This window comes from Pseudomonas putida, assembly GCF_002741075.1.
Lineage (GTDB): Bacteria > Pseudomonadota > Gammaproteobacteria > Pseudomonadales > Pseudomonadaceae > Aquipseudomonas > Aquipseudomonas putida_T.
The window spans coordinates 391,772-408,681 of the sequence record NZ_CP016634.1; the positions used below are offsets into that span (position 1 = coordinate 391,772).

29 protein-coding genes are annotated in these 16,910 nt (G+C 60.6%); all 29 read left to right on the forward strand.

Annotated elements, in window-relative coordinates; translation table 11 throughout:
• Positions 1 to 7: 7 nt before the first annotated feature.
• The 29 genes from IEC33019_RS02150 (at position 8) to IEC33019_RS02290 (ending at position 16,899) form a co-directional block, all read left to right on the forward strand.
• Positions 8 to 343 (forward strand): hypothetical protein, encoded by a 336-nt coding sequence (locus IEC33019_RS02150; protein ID WP_099592867.1) that lies wholly within the window; start codon positions 8 to 10, stop codon positions 341 to 343.
• Positions 336 to 716 (forward strand): hypothetical protein, encoded by a 381-nt coding sequence (locus IEC33019_RS02155; protein WP_099592869.1) that lies wholly within the window; start codon positions 336 to 338, stop codon positions 714 to 716. Before IEC33019_RS02150 ends, IEC33019_RS02155 begins: the two co-directional genes overlap by 8 nt.
• Positions 713 to 1,156 carry a hypothetical protein gene (locus IEC33019_RS02160; RefSeq protein WP_099592871.1) on the forward strand — a complete coding sequence of 148 codons (444 nt, stop codon included), beginning with the start codon at positions 713 to 715 and terminating at the stop codon, positions 1,154 to 1,156. Before IEC33019_RS02155 ends, IEC33019_RS02160 begins: the two co-directional genes overlap by 4 nt.
• A complete protein-coding gene (locus IEC33019_RS02165) occupies positions 1,153 to 1,938 on the forward strand; it encodes a Rha family transcriptional regulator (protein ID WP_099592873.1) in 786 nt (261 codons plus the stop codon). The genes IEC33019_RS02160 and IEC33019_RS02165 overlap by 4 nt, the downstream gene beginning before the upstream one ends.
• Entirely contained in the window at positions 1,935 to 2,234 is a 300-nt protein-coding gene (locus IEC33019_RS02170) for a hypothetical protein (RefSeq protein ID WP_099592875.1), read from the forward strand. The genes IEC33019_RS02165 and IEC33019_RS02170 overlap by 4 nt, the downstream gene beginning before the upstream one ends.
• Entirely contained in the window at positions 2,231 to 2,833 is a 603-nt protein-coding gene (locus IEC33019_RS02175; RefSeq protein WP_099592877.1) for a hypothetical protein, read from the forward strand. The genes IEC33019_RS02170 and IEC33019_RS02175 overlap by 4 nt, the downstream gene beginning before the upstream one ends.
• A complete protein-coding gene (locus IEC33019_RS02180) occupies positions 2,833 to 3,063 on the forward strand; it encodes a hypothetical protein (protein WP_099592879.1) in 231 nt (76 codons plus the stop codon). Before IEC33019_RS02175 ends, IEC33019_RS02180 begins: the two co-directional genes overlap by 1 nt.
• Positions 3,060 to 3,815: a helix-turn-helix domain-containing protein gene (locus IEC33019_RS02185; protein ID WP_216641844.1), complete on the forward strand. Its 756-nt coding sequence runs from the start codon at positions 3,060 to 3,062 to the stop codon at positions 3,813 to 3,815. Before IEC33019_RS02180 ends, IEC33019_RS02185 begins: the two co-directional genes overlap by 4 nt.
• Positions 3,796 to 4,608, forward strand: coding sequence for an ATP-binding protein (locus tag IEC33019_RS02190; RefSeq protein WP_099592881.1), 813 nt, complete (start codon positions 3,796 to 3,798; stop codon positions 4,606 to 4,608). Before IEC33019_RS02185 ends, IEC33019_RS02190 begins: the two co-directional genes overlap by 20 nt.
• Positions 4,605 to 6,014 (forward strand): replicative DNA helicase, encoded by a 1,410-nt coding sequence (locus IEC33019_RS02195; RefSeq protein WP_099592883.1) that lies wholly within the window; start codon positions 4,605 to 4,607, stop codon positions 6,012 to 6,014. The genes IEC33019_RS02190 and IEC33019_RS02195 overlap by 4 nt, the downstream gene beginning before the upstream one ends.
• A complete protein-coding gene (locus IEC33019_RS02200; RefSeq protein ID WP_099592885.1) occupies positions 6,001 to 6,489 on the forward strand; it encodes a hypothetical protein in 489 nt (162 codons plus the stop codon). Before IEC33019_RS02195 ends, IEC33019_RS02200 begins: the two co-directional genes overlap by 14 nt.
• Positions 6,486 to 7,049 carry a hypothetical protein gene (locus IEC33019_RS02205; RefSeq protein WP_253776097.1) on the forward strand — a complete coding sequence of 188 codons (564 nt, stop codon included), beginning with the start codon at positions 6,486 to 6,488 and terminating at the stop codon, positions 7,047 to 7,049. Before IEC33019_RS02200 ends, IEC33019_RS02205 begins: the two co-directional genes overlap by 4 nt.
• Entirely contained in the window at positions 7,046 to 7,333 is a 288-nt protein-coding gene (locus IEC33019_RS02210) for a hypothetical protein (protein ID WP_099592888.1), read from the forward strand. The genes IEC33019_RS02205 and IEC33019_RS02210 overlap by 4 nt, the downstream gene beginning before the upstream one ends.
• Positions 7,330 to 7,704: an antiterminator Q family protein gene (locus IEC33019_RS02215; RefSeq protein ID WP_099592890.1), complete on the forward strand. Its 375-nt coding sequence runs from the start codon at positions 7,330 to 7,332 to the stop codon at positions 7,702 to 7,704. Before IEC33019_RS02210 ends, IEC33019_RS02215 begins: the two co-directional genes overlap by 4 nt.
• Positions 7,705 to 7,871: 167 nt before the next feature.
• On the forward strand, positions 7,872 to 8,582 hold the full coding sequence (locus IEC33019_RS02220; RefSeq protein WP_099592892.1) for a hypothetical protein: 711 nt from the start codon (positions 7,872 to 7,874) through the stop codon (positions 8,580 to 8,582).
• 57 nt (positions 8,583 to 8,639) lie between these two features.
• The gene (locus tag IEC33019_RS02225) at positions 8,640 to 8,828 is read left to right on the forward strand and encodes a hypothetical protein (RefSeq protein ID WP_099592894.1); all 189 of its coding nucleotides are present in this window, start codon (positions 8,640 to 8,642) and stop codon (positions 8,826 to 8,828) included.
• 70 nt (positions 8,829 to 8,898) lie between these two features.
• A complete protein-coding gene (locus tag IEC33019_RS02230) occupies positions 8,899 to 9,222 on the forward strand; it encodes a phage holin, lambda family (protein WP_099592896.1) in 324 nt (107 codons plus the stop codon).
• A gap of 4 nt (positions 9,223 to 9,226) precedes the next feature.
• Positions 9,227 to 9,427, forward strand: coding sequence for a hypothetical protein (locus tag IEC33019_RS02235; protein WP_099592898.1), 201 nt, complete (start codon positions 9,227 to 9,229; stop codon positions 9,425 to 9,427).
• The gene (locus IEC33019_RS02240) at positions 9,424 to 9,615 is read left to right on the forward strand and encodes a hypothetical protein (protein ID WP_099592900.1); all 192 of its coding nucleotides are present in this window, start codon (positions 9,424 to 9,426) and stop codon (positions 9,613 to 9,615) included. Before IEC33019_RS02235 ends, IEC33019_RS02240 begins: the two co-directional genes overlap by 4 nt.
• A 2-nt stretch (positions 9,616 to 9,617) precedes the next feature.
• Positions 9,618 to 9,953 (forward strand): HNH endonuclease, encoded by a 336-nt coding sequence (locus IEC33019_RS02245; protein WP_099592902.1) that lies wholly within the window; start codon positions 9,618 to 9,620, stop codon positions 9,951 to 9,953.
• A gap of 118 nt (positions 9,954 to 10,071) precedes the next feature.
• Positions 10,072 to 10,605: a terminase small subunit gene (locus IEC33019_RS02250; RefSeq protein ID WP_099592904.1), complete on the forward strand. Its 534-nt coding sequence runs from the start codon at positions 10,072 to 10,074 to the stop codon at positions 10,603 to 10,605.
• Positions 10,605 to 12,290 (forward strand): terminase large subunit, encoded by a 1,686-nt coding sequence (locus tag IEC33019_RS02255; RefSeq protein ID WP_172959796.1) that lies wholly within the window; start codon positions 10,605 to 10,607, stop codon positions 12,288 to 12,290. The genes IEC33019_RS02250 and IEC33019_RS02255 overlap by 1 nt, the downstream gene beginning before the upstream one ends.
• Positions 12,291 to 12,292: 2 nt before the next feature.
• Complete coding sequence (locus IEC33019_RS02260) at positions 12,293 to 13,504, forward strand: phage portal protein (protein WP_099592908.1); 1,212 nt, start codon at positions 12,293 to 12,295, stop codon at positions 13,502 to 13,504.
• Positions 13,491 to 14,132: an HK97 family phage prohead protease gene (locus IEC33019_RS02265; RefSeq protein ID WP_099592909.1), complete on the forward strand. Its 642-nt coding sequence runs from the start codon at positions 13,491 to 13,493 to the stop codon at positions 14,130 to 14,132. The genes IEC33019_RS02260 and IEC33019_RS02265 overlap by 14 nt, the downstream gene beginning before the upstream one ends.
• Entirely contained in the window at positions 14,129 to 15,331 is a 1,203-nt protein-coding gene (locus IEC33019_RS02270) for a phage major capsid protein (RefSeq protein ID WP_099592911.1), read from the forward strand. Before IEC33019_RS02265 ends, IEC33019_RS02270 begins: the two co-directional genes overlap by 4 nt.
• 53 nt (positions 15,332 to 15,384) lie before the next feature.
• On the forward strand, positions 15,385 to 15,741 hold the full coding sequence (locus tag IEC33019_RS02275) for a hypothetical protein (protein WP_099592913.1): 357 nt from the start codon (positions 15,385 to 15,387) through the stop codon (positions 15,739 to 15,741).
• Positions 15,742 to 16,041 carry a head-tail connector protein gene (locus IEC33019_RS02280; RefSeq protein ID WP_099592915.1) on the forward strand — a complete coding sequence of 100 codons (300 nt, stop codon included), beginning with the start codon at positions 15,742 to 15,744 and terminating at the stop codon, positions 16,039 to 16,041.
• Positions 16,041 to 16,403, forward strand: a complete 363-nt coding sequence (locus IEC33019_RS02285) for a head-tail adaptor protein (protein ID WP_099592917.1) — start codon at positions 16,041 to 16,043, stop codon at positions 16,401 to 16,403. Before IEC33019_RS02280 ends, IEC33019_RS02285 begins: the two co-directional genes overlap by 1 nt.
• The gene (locus IEC33019_RS02290; RefSeq protein WP_172959797.1) at positions 16,396 to 16,899 is read left to right on the forward strand and encodes a hypothetical protein; all 504 of its coding nucleotides are present in this window, start codon (positions 16,396 to 16,398) and stop codon (positions 16,897 to 16,899) included. The genes IEC33019_RS02285 and IEC33019_RS02290 overlap by 8 nt, the downstream gene beginning before the upstream one ends.
• The last annotated feature ends 11 nt before the right edge of the window (positions 16,900 to 16,910 follow it).

The following is a 16,910-nucleotide window of genomic DNA, read 5'->3' on the forward strand; positions in this document are numbered from 1 at the left end:
ATGCGCTATGTCGCACCCAAAAAATACCACCACGCCATCAGTGGCGCAACCCACCAAGACTGTCGAACTCGATTTCCTCGACACTCCGATCGACAACCGCGGGCTCTATCTGCTCAAGGTAGGGGGGGGCGTGAACGCGGAAGACGCTCTGCATACCGCCAAAGTTCTTGCGTCAGGCATGGGGCAAATCTGTCAGCACGTGCACGACTCGCTCAACTTCGGCGAGCTTGCTTATTGCGACACCATGGCGACCCTCAAGTTTTTGAGCGAGACGGTAAGCACGCTCGTTTGGTCGGTGGAGAAGGGCAGTGCTTCCAGCGTGGAGGTGCCAGGCCATGAGTAAGACACCACCTTGCTTCAGCGAACTTTTGCTGCGTGTTGATCAGCAGTTCCCTTCGGCCTGGGAGGATGGTGCATTCCTCACCGACGAGCAGGTCGAACAACTCAAGCGCATCAGCGATGCAGCTTCTCAGACTGCTGGCCTGCTGACCTCTGGTATCGCGGCCATGGGCGAGCTTTTGGCTTGGGTTGGCACTACTGGTGAGCTGAGTGCCGAGTCTCTAACCAGCACTGGCTGGTTGATTCAGCATCTTGCTGACACCGCCGGCCGCCTTCACGACGAGCAAGAGAACGCAGACTACAAGCTCCAGACCCTGCCGCGCTCCGCGCCACAAAAACCTACCTCTCGAAATCGTGGCGCGGGAGGTGCGGCATGAAGAACTCACCCGCTGTCGCCAAGCTTTCACTCGACCTCGCCGCGATGGTTCGTCGCCATATCGATGTACCCGATCCTACTGCCACCGGTGGCGACCTCCCGTCACTGGTTAGCGCCTACTGGAAAGTGAACGGGATCATCGATGCGCCGGAGGAGGGGCCGCGAACCCGCCGCCATCGTCTTAACCAGATGCAGTTGATCGACCTCGAGCACATTTCGCTGGCGATCTACCGTCAGGTGATGGCGCTCACCGGCCTGAGCATTCATCCCGCCTGGCGCTGTGTCATGTCCGCAATCCGGATTGATGAATTGGGAGGAGATTTCAACTCCCTGGCGGCAAAGCGTGAAGTCCTGGACCTGGTGACCTGGGTGGCCGGCTGCGGCTTCCGTGAGCAAATCATTCTTGAGCGCTGGATGGTGCTCGAAGGAGCAACTGCATGAGCATCATCACATTCCAAGGCGGCGATGCCGTCACCATGACCAGCCAAGAGATCGCCGGGCTGACTGAGAAGCTGCACAAAAATGTCATTCGGGACATTCGCGAGATGCTCGAAGCTCTCGAGAAAGATGGCTCAGATCTGAGCCATGTCCGCGAAGACCTTGACGCCCGCGGCTACACGGAAAACTTCCACCTCAATCGAGAGCTGACCGAAACCCTCATCACTGGTTACAGCATCCCACTGCGCCACAAAGTCATACGCCGACTCCATGAGCTTGAACAGCAAGTTGTCCAGCGGAACGCTTTCGAGGTCCCGCGCACTCGCGCTGACGCTTTGCGCCTTGCTGCCGACCTTGAGGAGCAGAACGGGGTGCTGTTGCTGGAGAACAAGCAACAGGCCAGGAAGATCGAGAGCCTGGAGCACTTCTTCATGCCTGGCGAGACGCCAGCGCAGTTCGCCAAGCGTTTGAACGGGGTGAACTCCCTGCTGATCACTGGCCACCTTCTGGATCTCGGTTGGATCTGGAATTCCGAGCGGCGCGCGAAGAAAAAGCCGAAGTATCGGACCACCTACTTGGCTCGCGAGAAGGACCTGCTCACTGAGCGGCCGAGGAAGATTGATGGCGAGGATCTTGAGTCACCGATCATTCGCTACGAGCTCCAATTGCTTGAGGAGGGTTCGAAGGTCCTGCACGACCTGTACATGGCCGAAAAGCTGCCCATGAAGAAGACCTGGGACGGCCGGTTCTTCTACGACAAATTTACTCCGGAGAATCCCCTGTGACGACCAAATCAACCAAGCAGCAAGCACGTGACCGGATCGTCCAGGCGGCAATGGATGTGGTCGAGGCCGAGCATCACTTCCGGGTGGCTCGCGCTGAGATCAAGGCCATGTACGAGGTGTATTTCCGCGCTCACGGCCGCCCCGAGGGCGAGTTCCTGCCGTACACCGATGCATGGGAAGGGGTTCGCCTTTTCACTGCCGCAGCCAATGACCGCCGCGCCAAGGCTCGTCGAGTATTGCGCAATGCCCAGGCACGCATGGAGCGCGCTGTTCGTGCGCTGGAGGCTGCCCAATGAGCAAGGTCTCTGATTTGTTCCCTGCCCCAGGCGGGCCTGTGGAAGTCATCAACGAGGAGCACTTCGCCAAGTTCGAAGATGCAGCCTTGCAGTTGATGTGTTTTGAGATCATCGCGGATGCGGCTGAGGCGATCGAGGAGGGCGCCCAGCTGGACGCTCATGGTGAGGTCCACGTTGGTCTCATTGAGGCGTGCATGGCGCTCGCGGTGATGTTCCGCCGCCGAACCGGTCATGGCGTCCAAGAGGTCGCGTCCGATCACCTTGATCAGCAGCGGCGCAGCCTGCTCGGTTCGGGAGAGGTAGTTTCGCCAGCGATACCGATCAAGGCCTGGGCAGCGTTGAAACCTCATGCGCCAGAAGCCTTCAAGAAGCTGGACAATGCGGCGCTCGTCCGGGCTGGGTTCAGCTACGCCAGGAGGTTCCACGAGCATATCCAGGCCAACAGCCCCGAGCTATTTGACCTTGAGCATGCACGGGTCTTCTCGATTGACGCGATGAGCGCGCTTTCAGCTCTTGCCGAGCGCTTGTCCGCTGCTGACCCCGGCGGACAGCCCGGCCTGCATCTGGTCGGCAACGCGCCAAGCTCGGAGACCCTGTAATGACCAACCCGTCTACCCCCCCCCAGGCGCTCCAGCAGCGCGCTGGTGCCACGATCATCAGCGGCCCCTGGCCGACCTATGCCCAGTTCAAAGGTCTTCCCGAGCGCGAGCGCTGGGTGCTGTACGGCTCGGCCAAGGCATACCGGGCAGCTCTGGAAGACCAGGGCTTGGTGATGAGCGAGAGCTACGACGCCTTTGTGCGCCGCGTCACAGAGGAGCTTGATTTGTGATTACTCAGCGCAAGTTCCAGGGCGTTTGGATTCCGGCCTCGTTGTGGCTGGACCACTCGCTGTCGACAAACGAGAAGGTGATGCTGGTGGAGATCGGCAGTCTCGAGGATGACATTCGTGGCTGCTACGCCACCAACGCGCACTTCGCGGAGTTCTTCGGCCTGTCGGTCTCTCGGGTATCCGAAATCATCAGCGGCCTGGCAGAGCGTGGCCTGATCACCATCGAACAGATCAGGGAAGGCAAGCGGGTCGTGGAGCGCCGAATTCGTCTGTCGAACCCCTTCGAAAAACCGAATACCCCTTCGGAAAACGCCGCGAACCCCTTCGGAAAAGACGGCGAACCCCCTTCGGAAAACACGAAGGGGAGTAATACATCTATGAGTAATACAAAGAGGGTTAAAGACTTACGTGCATCAGGCACAGAAGTTGACGCTGCATTCGAGCAATTCTGGAAGCTGTATCCCAAGAAGAAGGGGCGCAAGGATGCCCTCAAGGCCTGGAGCAAGCTCAACCCCGACGCAGACCTGCAGGCCGTCATGATCGTCGCCCTGGCCAACCACTGCGCATCCCGCGACTGGACCAAGGACGGCGGCCAATACATTCCACACGCATCCACCTGGCTGAACGGCGAGCGCTGGCACGACGTGTTGCAGCCTGCCACTGGCGCAGGGCACGGAAGCAACTTCAACAACCTTCCTCAGCACACCCCCGATATGTACCAGGAGGCGCCAGATGGCCGACCGAACTTCTAACTTCCGCCGGCTCCCGCAGGTCATCACGAAGCAGCACGTGACGGAACATTGCCGGCAGCACGGCGAAATCCCGGTTCGCGAGATCGAGCAGTTCGATGGGAGCTACTTGAGGATGCCTTGCTCCAAATGCCGGTGGGAAGCGATAAACCGGTCGCCCATGGATGCCGAGGAGTACAAGGCGGCCATGGCTTCGAAGTCGGCCGAGCGGATCAACGACTTGCTCATCGGGTCAGGTATCACGCCTCGATTCCGAGAATGCACGCTGGAGAGCTTCAGCACCAACGGCGAGCAGGAAAAGGCGAGAGCCCTGGCGACCTGCCAGGCGTATGTCGACAGGTTCACGGAACACTACCGTGATGGTCGTTCGATGATCCTGACCGGCAATGTTGGGACAGGGAAAACTCATCTGGCCTCGGCCATGGTTCAGGCCGTCATTCGCCGGTACGGCGCCGAAGCCTTGATCGTCCCAGTCGCCGAGGTCTTCCGTGTTGCCAAAGGCGCCATGACCAAGGGTGCCGCCTACGACGAGCGCGACGTGATCAATGAGCTGGCAGAGGTCGATCTGCTGGTCATTGATGAAGTTGGCGCTCAGCGGGGCAGTGAGTACGAGCAATCCCTGCTGCATGAGGTGATCGACCGCCGCTACCAGCTGGTGGTGCCGACGATTCTCGTCAGCAACCTGCCAGCAGATGAGCTGAAGGCCTTCATCGGGGACCGAGCCCTTGATCGCTTGCGGCAGGGCGGTGGTAAGGCTGTTGGGTTCACCTGGGCCTCGGCGCGAGGTGAGGCATGAGCAAGGAGTTGGTAATGGGCTACCCCGAAGCCGAGCAAGGCGTCCTGGGCGCCATCATGCTCGCCTCGCTGGATGGCAACCATGCCCTGGCTGACGACATCGTTGGCCAGATGACCAGTGGCGACTTCCTGTACGACGACCATGCCGCCCTGTTCGACGTGATCCGGGACTGTCGCGAACGCGGCGTGCCGGTGGACGCCGTGACCGTTGGGGATGTGCAGCGCGTATTGCCGAGCGGTAAGAGCACGCTGGCCTACGCTGCGGAGCTGAGCCGCGATGTTCCCTCGGTGGCAAACGTCATGACCTATGCCAAGCAGGTCAAGCAGTGGGCGGTGATCCGTCAGGTGATCGGCATCGGTGATTCGGCGAAGGCGTCGGTGGCCAGCGGCCTGGTTCCGGACGAGATCATCGCGCAGGCTCAACAGGCCATGGCTGACCTTCGTGACCTTCAAGCCCCAGGCAAGGCGGGTTACAAGCGCATGGCCGAGGTGCTGCCCAAGGTCTTCGACGGCATGCAGGAGGTGCTGGATGACCGAGCGCCACCGAAGCTGTCCACCGGCCTGGCCGATCTGGACAAGCTGATCGGCTTCCTGCGCCCCAAGAGTATGGTGGTGATCGCCGGGCGCCCAGGCAGCGGCAAGACCATGCTTGGGCTGCAGATCGTCAACCACGTCGCCATCCGAGGCGCTGGCGTGGGGCTGATCTTCAGCCTGGAGATGGACGAGAAGGAACTGACCGTCCGCACCATCGCCTCCCAGGGTGGTATCGACCTGCGCCGCATGGATGAGGTCAAGAGCCTTGATGAGGACGAGTGGCAGCGGATCGGGGCTGCGGGGAGCAAGATCGAGGCTGCCCAGCTGTACCTGAACGACACCCCTGGCATGACCATGAGTGCCATCCGCTCGGAAGCTCGCAAACTCCAGCGCGAGCAGGGGCTCGACATCCTGATGATCGACTACCTGGGGTTGGTGGGCACTGAAGGGCGGAGTCAGAACCGCGCTGACGCTGTGGCCAAGGTATCCATCGCGTTGAAGAACCTGGCCAAGGAGCTGAGCGTGCCGGTGCTGGTGCTGGCGCAGCTCAACCGAAACCCAACAGGCCGACCAAACAAGAAGCCCCAGGCCAGTGACCTGCGCGACTCCGGGCAGATCGAGCAGGACGCCGATGCGGTGATCCTTGTTCACCACGACCCGGAGTCGGAGGCGGGCGAGCAGGGCGTCACCGAACTGATCCTCGACAAGGGTCGCCAGGCGCCCCAAGGCTCCTGCCTCGTTCAGCGCCAGGGCCAGTACGCCCGCTTCGTCAACTTCTCCGGCCGGCTGCCCTCCGACGACGATGTTGAGATGGGCCGCGTCCTGAACTTCTCCAAGCACCGCAAGGGGAGCATGCACCGTGAAACTTTCTGATCTGTGGCCGCGCGCTGGCGCTGGCAAACCTGCAACCCCGGTCGTGTCGGTGACCGTGACCAAGCGTGCTGGCGCCGAGCAGTCCACCGCCCAGTCGGCCACGAACGGCCAGCGCGGCCCTATCGAGCTGCCCGCCACCCTTGCCGAGTGCGAGGTGTTGGAGGAGGTACTGTGCCGCGATGCCATCCGCCTGGAATGCCAGATCGGCGTTGCCGAGGGGCTGGCCAAGTCTGAGAAGCGCTATGCCGACCCAGTTTGGTACCACCGGGCCAAGGCGGCGCTCAAGCACATCAACCGTGACCGCCAACGGCTGATTCAGCACATGAAGGCCTTGCGGGTCGAGGCTCGCCGCAACTGCCCAGCGTGGCAGGCCCGCGACAAGGCCATCCTGCGTCAGCTGAACTCCCGGGTGCCGAAGGAGGTGTTCGACGAATGTGTGCGGGTGGCGGACGAAGAGTTGGGGGTGATTCGATGAATCCATTCGAGCTGTTGAGACGTTTGACGAATCCTCCGGAGACAATCTCCGAATTCCAGTCGGCGTCTTTGAGCGGCAGCCAGGTTCCACCGGCGCCCAATCCGGCACCACCAGCGCCATCCAAGCGCTACCCGGAAGCCGAGCGCATCGCCACCTCGCTGCGTGACTATCCGGGCGACTGGGGCTGGCGTCACAAGGGTTACGAGCTGGAGCACAAGCCGAGCGGGTTTGTGCTCTGGGTGGCGAACCGAGCCCACGGGCTGGCTGAGCGGGCCAATGGCTGCAATTCGGAGTTCACCGAGTCAGAGCAAGCCGTTATCTGGCCGGCCGTGGAGGCCTGGCTGGAGTCTCACAGGATCGGTTTCACCGGTCGCCTGCCCAAGGTGAAGATCAACTGCCGCAATGGAACCTGGTGGTGCGTTGGCGAAGGGCACCCATGGGCTGGCGCTGGCGGTTCGCCTGCTGAGGCTTACCGGTCCTGGTCCAGGGCCGTATCGATCGAGGCGCGGACAGACCAGCGCTCCGGTGAAATCCTGCACGTATGGAGTGGCGCACAATGAGCACCGTAACTGCGGCACTGCCGCGCAAGAGCCTGACCGCCGTGGAGTGCAAGTTCCTCAAGGTGGGCAACCGCATGCTGCTGGAGCAGTCCAATGGCCGGATTGGTTCGGCAGCCCTGATGGATATCGTCGCTGACTGGCACGCCTCACGGGTCAACATGGGCTTCGAGCAATTTGCCAAGGGATGGATCACCGAAGGCAACGCCAAGAACAAACACGCTGACAAGCTGCTGCGCCAGCTGTTCGGCCTGGACACCGACCCTACGCCCCGGAGGGCTGCATGAAGAAACGGACTTACGCGAACAAGCCACTGGGCGATACCGAGTGGCTGCTTGAGCAGTGGGGGAGCTGGCGGATGGATGGAATGGGCGTGCCCAGGTACGTCTCCCCATCCGTCAGTGCGGCGGCAACTGGAGGTGGCGTTGAATACTCGCTGACTGATGACACCGCTCTGATGATTGACTCAGTCGTGGCCAGGCTGACGAAGCGCAACCAGCAGATGGGTGACTTCGTCTGGCTGTACTACGGCGCCAAGTGGACATCACTGCGGATTGGTGAGGCCAACAAGATGGCGGAGCGCAAAGCTTTCGAGGTCATCAAGCAGGGCGTCGCTTGGGTTGATTCGGCCCTGGAGCATTTACGTGAAGCTGCGTAAAAAGTTCTTTCCGGGCGGATAAACACCTGTTTTCATAGCAGCGTGTCCAGCTTGCAACGTCACGCGACACAGACGAACCCCGGCCAACGCGTCGGGGTTTTTGTTGTCTGCAATTCACATGTGATGGCGCTTTGATCTACCATGGCCTTCTAGCAAAGGAGTGACTCATGGGGAAGAAAATCGGAAAGGCCATTTGCTGGTTTATGGCATTCGCTGGACTAATGTCGTGCGCAGGGTGGTTCGCAACGAATGCCCTTGCTGCCATTCTCGCTCTGCTTTCGGCAGTTCTTTTCTGTCCGTTGACCTGGAGCCTCACAAAAAAGGCATCTGGCCGCGAAATCCACTCAGGAGCATTTGTAGTTGCGGCACTTGCGGTGATGTTCGCCGGATCCTCTATGATGGCTAAGGGCGACAAGGATCTTGCTTCTGAGCAAGGTTTTGCGAGTGTCGCGGACTATAAGGCGGCTACTAAGTTGGGCCTTGATGCTGAAGCCTATGCCAAGCACAAGGCAGAAGCAGAGGCGGCGGAAAAACAGAAGGCGGAACTGGCAAAGGCGGCCGAGGCCAAGAAGGAAAGCGATTGCCGAAATGACTTGCAATGTTGGGCTCAGAAAAATGAGCTTGATGCCATTGTTACCTGCAAGCGAGCAATTGAAAGTCTTGCAAAGTACGACTTCGAATGGACAGATGGAATAACTGCTCCAATTTTTGCGAGACTATCCTGGGGCGATAAGGCCCGCGGGGAGATCATCTATATCGGTGATCAGGTCAAGTTCCAAAATGGGTTCGGAAACTTCTTAAAGCATAAATACGCTTGCAAGTTCGACCCGGTAGCTAAAGTTGCGATTAATGCCACTGCAGACCCTGGTCGGCTTTAATTCGACCTAGCGAGCCCAGCCTTTGCGCTGGGCTTTTTCGTTTCTGGAGTTCTCGAAATGAACGCCATCCGAGACTACTACCGCCGCCATGTGTACCTTGCGAATCTGATCGATGAGACCCACTATCTCTTGATCCGGATGGAGCCACATGAAGATGCGAAGGTTAGACCGCTGCGGGTGAAGCATCTCAACAAACTCCTGCGCTATAAGCGCCGCGCCAAGGGCGGAAGCCTTTCGCACAATTGAACCTATCCATACAGCCCTGGCTTTCGCCGGGGCTTTTTCATTTGCGCTCCCCGCAACGGGAGGAATCGAGATGGCCCATATGCCCGAGAAAGACCCCGGCCTTTGGGCCGCCCTCATTGCCTGGGTGATTGCCCACCAGCCCCAGCTAGGAGCTGCTGGGTTGTCAGTTGCCATCGCGGTGTTTCGCGTTATGTATGGCGGAGGCAACCGCCGACAGATGCTGCTGGAAGGTGCGCTCTGCGGGCTCATCACCCTGGCCCTTGTGCCGTTGCTGGAATGGATGGGCTTGCCGCAGGGCATGGCCACCTTCGCCGGTGGTGCTGTCGGCTTCATGGGCGTGGAGAAGCTTCGCGGCTACTCCGACCTGTTCTTATCTCGCAAAGCGCAAGGATGACCCGATGATCACGCTGACTGACATCAACCGCCGCCAGCACTACTTGGCCCCGGCTGCCATTGCCCGCGTGCAAGAGGCCGGCACCAGCTCGCAGTGGCACGGCATCTGCGCCGTCGTCCATACGTTCGACGGCCAGGTGATCGAAGTGCGCGAGCGGGCTTCTGATATCGCACGCGAGATTGGTATGCGTAAGGAGGCCCAATGAAGACCGAGCTGACTGACCAAGAGGCCAAGGTAGCTCTGCTGCTGGCTGACGCCTGGGACGAATACCTGAAGCTGCCGATCGAGCACCCGCTTGAGCAGCAAGAGTTCTGCATGGCCATCCACCAGGCGCAGGACAAGGTCCTGGCTCGGTGTGGCCGACGCGCCTTCAATCGCCCGCGGAAGCGCTAATCATGGCCAGGCTGAAGACGCTCGGTTCCCGGATCAAGGAGAACGCAGGCTCTCGGGTCAAGTTGGTTACGCCAGGAAGCTGGCGGAGCGGCATGACCAGTTCCCAGCGTGGCTACGACTACCGATGGCAGAAGGCGCGGGGGCAGTACCTGCGCGACAACCCTCTGTGCGTCTATTGCGAGCGGCAAGGGCGGACTACTGCAGCGTTCATCGTTGACCACATCGCGCCGCACCGAGGCGACAAAGACCTGTTCTGGGACCAGACCAACTGGCAGTCGCTGTGCAAGCCTTGTCACGACTCGGTCAAGCAGGCCGAGGAGGCCGCCGGCCTGAGTTGATGCACGCCATTGGTGTGCTGCAAGGGGAGGGGGGGGGTAAAAACCTCATACATCGTCCTCTTCTAGACCACTCGCCCTCGCACGTACAGATTTTTTTCCCCCACAGGATTTTTGTTAAATGGCTTTAACATCCCGCAAGCGCGCATTCATCGCCGCGCTGAGGGAAGGTGCGTCCAATCGGGATGCGGCTGTGGCGGCCGGCTATTCGGAGAAGACAGCGTCTGCGGCGGGCTCTCGGCTGGTGAAGGACAAGGACGTAGCCGCCGAGTTGGCCAAGCTGCGTGCCCTGGGTCTGATGCCGCCAGATGTTAAAGCGCATGTTAAAACCAAGGATGCGTCGGAGCCATCGACGCAGGCCGAGTCGGAGACCGAACCGGCTGCCGCAAAGGACGATCACGCCGCCCCGGAGCCTGCCGGCTTCGACCTGATGCAGGCACTACTGCATCGCGACCCGAAAGACTTCTTGCTGTCGGTGATGAACGACCTTGGGTCGGAACCGAAGCTACGGGTCGATGCAGCCAAGGCTCTGATGCCCTTCATTCATCCCCGCAAAGGGGAAAGCGGCAAGAAAGACCAGGCTCAGGCCAAAGCTGAACAAGCCGCCACTGGCAAATTCGGCGCCCGCCGCGGCCCACTGCGCTCGGTGAAATAATGGAGTGGACAACTGCATGCCCCGATTGGGAGCAGCGCATCGTTGCGCGCCAAAGCTTGATCCCGTTCAAGCCGCTCTTCCCGGCTGAAGCCGAGGAAGCGCTCGATGTGTTCGGCGCCCTGCGAATGGTTGACGCCACTGGCAGTCCGCTGATGTGCGAGACCGTCCGCGACTGGGTGAATCAGTTCGTCGCCGCCATCTTCGGCGCGTATGACCCGGACGAGGGTCGGCGTCTGGTCAGCGAATTCATGCTGCTGATCAGCAAGAAGAACGGTAAGTCGACCATTGCGGCGGGCATCATGCTCACCGCTCTGATCCTCAACTGGCGACCATCTGGCGAGTTCATCATCCTGGCGCCGACGAAGGAGATCGCCGACAACTCCTACATTCCGATCCGCGACATGGTCCGGGCGGATGAGGAGCTGGACGCACTGCTCAAGGTTCAGGACCATTTGCGCACGGTCACCCACCGGCAGACCAATGCCACGCTCAAGGTGGTGGCTGCCGACAGCGAGACAGTGTCCGGCAAGAAGGCGATTGGCGTTTTCGTTGACGAGCTATGGGTGTTCGGCAAGCGTGCCAACGCCGAGGCGATGTTACGGGAAGCCACTGGCGGCCTGGCCTCTCGCCCCGAGGGCTTCATCATCTGGGCAACCACCCAGTCCGATGCGCCCCCGGCCGGTGTCTTCCGGCAGAAGCTGATGTACGCCCGTAAGGTGCGGGACGGCGAGATCATCGACAAGTCGTTCCTGCCGGTGCTGTACGAGTTTCCGAAGGCGATGCTCGATGCCGGTGCCCACCGGGACTTCTCCAACGCCTACATAACCAACCCTAACCTGGGGCTGTCGGTGGATGAGCCGTTCATCGAGCGCGGCTATGCCCAGGCTCAGATGGATGGGGAAGAGTCTTTCCGTGGGTTCCTGGCCAAGCACCTTAACGTCGAGATCGGACTAGCCCTGCTGTCGGACCGCTGGGCCGGTGCCGACTACTGGGAGCGGCAGGCCTCTGACGACTGCCGAACCCTGAATGACTTACTCGAGCGCTGCGAGGTGATCGACATTGGTATCGACGGCGGCGGTCTGGATGACTTGCTTGGTTTCGCCGCTGTCGGGCGCGAGCGGGACACCCGGCGTTGGCTGACCTGGACACATGCCTGGGCGCACCCGTCCGTGTTGGAGCGCCGCAAGGCCGAGGCGCCGCGCATCCGCGACTTTGCCAACGACGGTCACCTGACCCTGGTAGAGCGAATCGGTGATGACGTCGACCAGATCTCTGAGCTGGTTGCCCTGGTGGAGGAGGCCGGCCTGCTTGATCAGGTGGGCCTCGACCCGGTCGGCATCGGCGCAATCCTTGATGCCTTGGAGGCCCGCGGCATTCCTCGCGAGAAGATCGGCGGCGTGAAGCAGGGCTACACACTAGGCGGCGCGATCAAGACCGCCGAACGCAAGCTTGCCGAAGGCGGCCTGTGGCATGGCGGCCAGCCCATGATGGCCTGGTGCTGTGGCAACGCCCGTGTAGAGCCTCGCGGAAACGCAATCCTCATCACCAAGCAGGCCAGCGGCTCGGCAAAAATCGACCCGCTGATGGCGCTTTTCAACGCCGTGACGCTCCTGGCTCTCAACCCGGAAGCCCAGGGCGGAATGGGTGACTACCTGGATAACGGGTTCTTCGGACTTATAGGCTGACCATGGCATTCAAATGGTACAACCCCATGACCTGGGGCTTCTTCGGCTTTACCGACCCGACCACGGGCGACTATGTCGAGGTTGATCTTGAGGTCGGTGGCAAGCGCACCAAGGCCGGCGTGCGGGTCACCGTCAAGACAGCCCTGTCGATCAGCATGGTCTGGTCCTGCGTCAAGATCCTTTCCGAGTCTCTGAGCGGGTTACCGCTCAAGCTGTACGAGGACAAGGAGGGCGGGCGGGCGCTGGTCACCGGGAGCGACCGGATGCTCAAGCTGCTGCGTAAGCCGAACCCCTACATGACCCGGTTGAACTTCCTGAAGTTCGTGGTCGTGAACATGGCGTTGCGCGGCAACGCGTTCGCCCTGATCGAGCGCAACATCCACAACGAGCCGATTGGTCTGGTGCCGCTGGACGGTCGGACCGTGAAGATCGACACCGACGACGAGCTGATTTATCTGGTCACCCCCAAGGAGGGAGATCCGTTCCCGGTCTCGCCGGAGCACATGCTGCACTTCAAGCTGTTCAGCCTGGACGGCATCGTCGGTCTCTCGCCCATCGAGCACCAGGCCGAGACCATGGGCCTGGCCAAGTCTGGTCAGCAGTGGTCAGCCCGCTTCATGCGCAAGGGCGGATTTACGGGTGGCTACGTCATCTACGAGCAGTTCCTCACCAAAGCCCAACAGACTCAGGTCATGGAGAAGTTCCCCGATGTGCGCAAGGCCGACGCTGACGATATCGGCAAGATGGCGATCCTGCAGGGTAACCCCAAGATCGTCCCGGCTGGCATCAGCCAGAAGGACGCACAGTTCATCGAGTCGCAGCAGTTCCAGGAGGAAGCCCTGGCGGGCATCTACGGCGTACCGCTGTGGCTGGCCAACCGCGCCGGCAAGACCTCGATCATGGGCTCGAACCTGGAGCAACAGCTCACCGGGTTTATCACCTTCGGCCTGAAACCCTACATCGACGCGGTCGAAGACGAACTCAACGACAAGCTATTCCGCTCAACGACCCGATTCGTGGAATTCGTGGTCGAGGGCCTGCTGCGCGCGGACAGCGCCGGGCGTGCCGCTTACTTCCAGGCTGCGCTTGGCGGCTCTGGCGGCTCTGGTTGGCTTTCCATCGACGAGGTCCGCGAGAAAGAAAACTACCCGCCGCTGGGCGGCGACTACGCCCGGGTCACCCGGTGGGAGATGCAAAACAATGGCGAACCTTGAATGCCCGTTCGAACTCAAGTCCGTTGACGAAGCCGGCAATTTTGAGGGCTACGCCGCGGTATTCAACAACGTTGACCTCGGTGACGACGTGATCTTGCCCGGTGCTTTCACCCGGGTGAAGGCAACTCGAGGCGGCAAGTTGAAGCTGGCCTTGTATCACGACCTGACCCGCCTGGTTGGCGCCGCCGATTACCGCCAGGACGACCACGGCCTGTACCTCAAAGGCCAGGTTAACCTCAACGTCAGCTATGCCCGAGACGCCTACGAGCTGATGAAGTCGGACATCCTCGACAGCATGTCGATTGGCTTCAACACCATTCAGGCGGATCCCGGTGAGCGTGACGGGCGCCGGGTCCGCGTCATCAAGGAGGCTGAGCTGTGGGAGGCCTCCTTCGTCCCGTTCGGCATGAACCCCAAGGCGCAAGTCCTCAGCGTCAAGTCGGACATCAGGCTTTTCGAAAAGGCCCTGCGCGAACGCATGGGCCTCTCGCAGAAGGAAGCGGCGGCAGTCGCTTCGCTCGGCTACACCGCGCTACGCCGTGACGGCGGGAGCGAGGCCACGGCGATCGTGGATGAGCTGAAAGAAATTCCCAACTTGTTCACCCAATATTTTGGAGTATCGCCATGAGCGAAGTTAAAGAAATCAAGGATTCCATCGAGCTGCAACTGAAGAGCGGCTTCGGCGAACTGCAGAAGAAATACGACGCGGCCATGGAAGAGGTCCAGAAGGGCAACCAGGTCACCGGCGAGCTGAAGAAGCAGATCGAAGACACCAAGGGCGAGCTGCAGAAGGTCATCGACCAGGTCGTGGATCTGGAGCAGAAAGGCGTCAAGCTGCGTGGCCAGCCGGGCGAGGGCAAGAGCTTCATCGACATGATCAAGGGCGATGACAGTTACAAAGCCCTGTCGTCGAATTCGGCTAGCCGTGCCGAGATCGAGGTCACCAAGTCTGACCTGGCCGCCATGAAGGAAGTGAAGGTCACAAGTGCCGGTGTTGTCGCGCCGGTGTATGACACCACCATCCAGCCAGGCATTCGCCAAGAGCTGAGAATCCGCGACCTACTCACCGCTATCCCGGTCACTGGCCAGAACTACACCTACTTCCGTGAGAAGCTGCATACTCGCGGCGCCGGCATGGTAGCAGAGGGTGGCTCCAAGCCAACCAGCGACGTGACTTTCGAATCGGCAACCGATCGCGTCAAAAAGATCGCGGTTTGGATGCCTGTGACCGAAGAAGCGCTGGCAGACGTTCCCCAAATGCAGGGGTATATCCAGGAACTGCTGCGCTACGACTTGAAGCTCGAAGAAGAAAACCAGATCCTCAAAGGCGATGGTATTGGCGAAAACCTGAACGGTCTTATGACCCAGGCCACCATTTACGACGCCAACTTGACCAAAGCAGGCGATACCTCGATCGACATCGTGCGCCGCGGCATCTATCAGGTTCGCAAGCAGTCGAAGTTGTCCGCCGATGGCGTCGTGATGAGCGAGCTCGATTGGATGAACATCGAGCTGCAAAAGGATGGGGAAAACCGCTACCTGTTCGCCAACCTGCAGGGCCTGGTCACCCCGATCCTCTGGGGTCGTCCGGTCATTACCTCGGACAGCATGGACGAGGGTGATGCCGACTCTGGCGGCGAGTTCCTGATCGCCAACTTCGCCCGCGCTGCAATCCTCTTCGACCGCATGAGCTATCTGTTCAAAATGGGCCTGATCAACGACATGTTCATCAAGAACATGATCGCGCTGCTGGCTGAAGAGCGTCTGGGCCTCGGCGTCCGTCGCAAAGAAGCGCTGGTCAAGGGCAACTTCCCAGTCGCCGCGTAACCCACTCATAGCGAAGGCCGGCCAGTCGCCGGCCTTTTGCATCTGGAGGCAGCATGAAAATCAAGATTCTGTGGGGCTTCGTTGGCAATGGCGCTTTGCTCAAGGCTGATTCGAACAAGATCAAGGCCGGCAAAACCTTCGATGACGCGGACGACGAGTACGCTTATACCCTGATCGGCAAGGGTTTGGCCGTTGAAGTCGATGCTAATGGCAAGCCCCGGACGGCCAAGCCGAAGGAAACCAAACCTGCGGCGCCCAAAGAGGACAAGGCCGCCGCTGACAAGGCTGCTGCTGAGAAGGCGGCGGCCGAGCAAGCTGCAGCAGAAAAGGAGGCCGCTGACAAAGCCGCCGCCGAGAAAGCGGCTGCGGAGAAGGCTGCCGCAGAAAAAGCCGCTGCCGAGGCCAAGTAAATGATCGACCTGGCCAACGTGAAGATGCACCTGCGGGTCGATGGCGATGAAGAAGACGCCTTGATCGGCGGCTACATCGAGGCGGCTAAGGCCCACATCGAGCAGCATTGCGACCGAAAGCTGGTGGAGGTCGATCCAGTTGAGCCAGACGAGATGGGGCTGACCCGCGACGTCGAGCAGGCCGTCCTTCTGCTGGTCGGGCACTGGTACGCCAACCGCGAGGCTGTCGGAGTGGGAACCGTCGCCACAGCCATGCCGCTCGCGGTCGAAAGGCTGCTCTGGTACAGGAAGCGATTCTAATGGCGCAGCTTGATCCGCCTGCTGGCGAGCTCGATCGCCGCATCACTATTCGCCTGCGTGAGGATCATCCGCTGCATGCGGCTGATCTAGAGTCGGTGTTCACTGAGCCTCGTCACCGCTGGGCAAAAGTCCGTGCGGTGGGTACCGCTGTGTACACCGACAGCGTGCAGACTGACGACAAGATCACCCATCGCGTATGGGTGCGCCTCCTTCAAGGAGTGACGACTTCCCACGAAGTGGTAACTGGTGGCGTGGTCTATCGCGTCAAGCGCAGCGCCCCATGGGGTGCAGGGAAGCGCTTCACACTACTGGAGGTCGAGGAACTTGGCCAGGCATCGGTAGGAGGTGGGATCTATGGCTAACTCGGCAACGCTCGATGGCTATATGCATATCGAAGGCTTCGACCAGTTCGGGCGGGAAATCTTCGACAAGAAGGAAATCCGCAAGGGAATGCGCAGGGCGGGCCGTGTGGTTACGCGCCGCGCGCAACTCAACCTTGCCCTGGCCCGCGGGCAGAACAACTACCCGGTCAACAGGACGGGGCGGACCGTCGAGTCCATCACCTTCAAGGTATCCCGCTCTGGGTTCCTGGTGAAGATCGCTCCGCGCAAGACGCCTGATATGCCTGAGTACTACCCAGCTTACCTGCACTACGGCGTGAAGCAGGGAGCCCGGGTTCGAGGGCTTGAATCGGGCAAGCGCCGCAAAAAGGGCGAGCGTGCCGCCGCTGTGGCACAACGTGCCAACGGCGCTTGGCGCATCGAGCCGCGCGCAAACTACATGGAAGATGCTCTGCAGGACGAAAAGGACCAGGTTCAGTCGATTCTCCGGGCTGCATTCGCGGCTGCTCTCCCATAACCATGGGCCGC

Bases quoted from the DNA above. Each gene is read 5' to 3' on its own strand.
- IEC33019_RS02280 (WP_099592915.1), top strand. From the start codon at position 15,742: ATGATCGACCTGGCCAACGTGAAGATGCACCTGCGGGTCGATGGCGAT.
- IEC33019_RS02180 (WP_099592879.1), top strand. From the start codon at position 2,833: ATGACCAACCCGTCTACCCCCCCCCAGGCGCTCCAGCAGCGCGCTGGT.
- IEC33019_RS02245 (WP_099592902.1), top strand. From the start codon at position 9,618: ATGGCCAGGCTGAAGACGCTCGGTTCCCGGATCAAGGAGAACGCAGGC.
- IEC33019_RS02235 (WP_099592898.1), top strand. From the start codon at position 9,227: ATGATCACGCTGACTGACATCAACCGCCGCCAGCACTACTTGGCCCCG.
- IEC33019_RS02240 (WP_099592900.1), top strand. From the start codon at position 9,424: ATGAAGACCGAGCTGACTGACCAAGAGGCCAAGGTAGCTCTGCTGCTG.
- IEC33019_RS02270 (WP_099592911.1), top strand. From the start codon at position 14,129: ATGAGCGAAGTTAAAGAAATCAAGGATTCCATCGAGCTGCAACTGAAG.
- IEC33019_RS02190 (WP_099592881.1), top strand. From the start codon at position 3,796: ATGGCCGACCGAACTTCTAACTTCCGCCGGCTCCCGCAGGTCATCACG.
- IEC33019_RS02215 (WP_099592890.1), top strand. From the start codon at position 7,330: ATGAAGAAACGGACTTACGCGAACAAGCCACTGGGCGATACCGAGTGG.
- IEC33019_RS02150 (WP_099592867.1), top strand. From the start codon at position 8: ATGTCGCACCCAAAAAATACCACCACGCCATCAGTGGCGCAACCCACC.
- IEC33019_RS02155 (WP_099592869.1), top strand. From the start codon at position 336: ATGAGTAAGACACCACCTTGCTTCAGCGAACTTTTGCTGCGTGTTGAT.
- IEC33019_RS02260 (WP_099592908.1), top strand. From the start codon at position 12,293: ATGGCATTCAAATGGTACAACCCCATGACCTGGGGCTTCTTCGGCTTT.
- IEC33019_RS02175 (WP_099592877.1), top strand. From the start codon at position 2,231: ATGAGCAAGGTCTCTGATTTGTTCCCTGCCCCAGGCGGGCCTGTGGAA.
- IEC33019_RS02210 (WP_099592888.1), top strand. From the start codon at position 7,046: ATGAGCACCGTAACTGCGGCACTGCCGCGCAAGAGCCTGACCGCCGTG.
- IEC33019_RS02230 (WP_099592896.1), top strand. From the start codon at position 8,899: ATGGCCCATATGCCCGAGAAAGACCCCGGCCTTTGGGCCGCCCTCATT.
- IEC33019_RS02255 (WP_172959796.1), top strand. From the start codon at position 10,605: ATGGAGTGGACAACTGCATGCCCCGATTGGGAGCAGCGCATCGTTGCG.
- IEC33019_RS02285 (WP_099592917.1), top strand. From the start codon at position 16,041: ATGGCGCAGCTTGATCCGCCTGCTGGCGAGCTCGATCGCCGCATCACT.
- IEC33019_RS02165 (WP_099592873.1), top strand. From the start codon at position 1,153: ATGAGCATCATCACATTCCAAGGCGGCGATGCCGTCACCATGACCAGC.
- IEC33019_RS02205 (WP_253776097.1), top strand. From the start codon at position 6,486: ATGAATCCATTCGAGCTGTTGAGACGTTTGACGAATCCTCCGGAGACA.
- IEC33019_RS02225 (WP_099592894.1), top strand. From the start codon at position 8,640: ATGAACGCCATCCGAGACTACTACCGCCGCCATGTGTACCTTGCGAAT.
- IEC33019_RS02290 (WP_172959797.1), top strand. From the start codon at position 16,396: ATGGCTAACTCGGCAACGCTCGATGGCTATATGCATATCGAAGGCTTC.
- IEC33019_RS02220 (WP_099592892.1), top strand. From the start codon at position 7,872: ATGGGGAAGAAAATCGGAAAGGCCATTTGCTGGTTTATGGCATTCGCT.
- IEC33019_RS02250 (WP_099592904.1), top strand. From the start codon at position 10,072: ATGGCTTTAACATCCCGCAAGCGCGCATTCATCGCCGCGCTGAGGGAA.
- IEC33019_RS02265 (WP_099592909.1), top strand. From the start codon at position 13,491: ATGGCGAACCTTGAATGCCCGTTCGAACTCAAGTCCGTTGACGAAGCC.
- IEC33019_RS02275 (WP_099592913.1), top strand. From the start codon at position 15,385: ATGAAAATCAAGATTCTGTGGGGCTTCGTTGGCAATGGCGCTTTGCTC.
- IEC33019_RS02195 (WP_099592883.1), top strand. From the start codon at position 4,605: ATGAGCAAGGAGTTGGTAATGGGCTACCCCGAAGCCGAGCAAGGCGTC.
- IEC33019_RS02160 (WP_099592871.1), top strand. From the start codon at position 713: ATGAAGAACTCACCCGCTGTCGCCAAGCTTTCACTCGACCTCGCCGCG.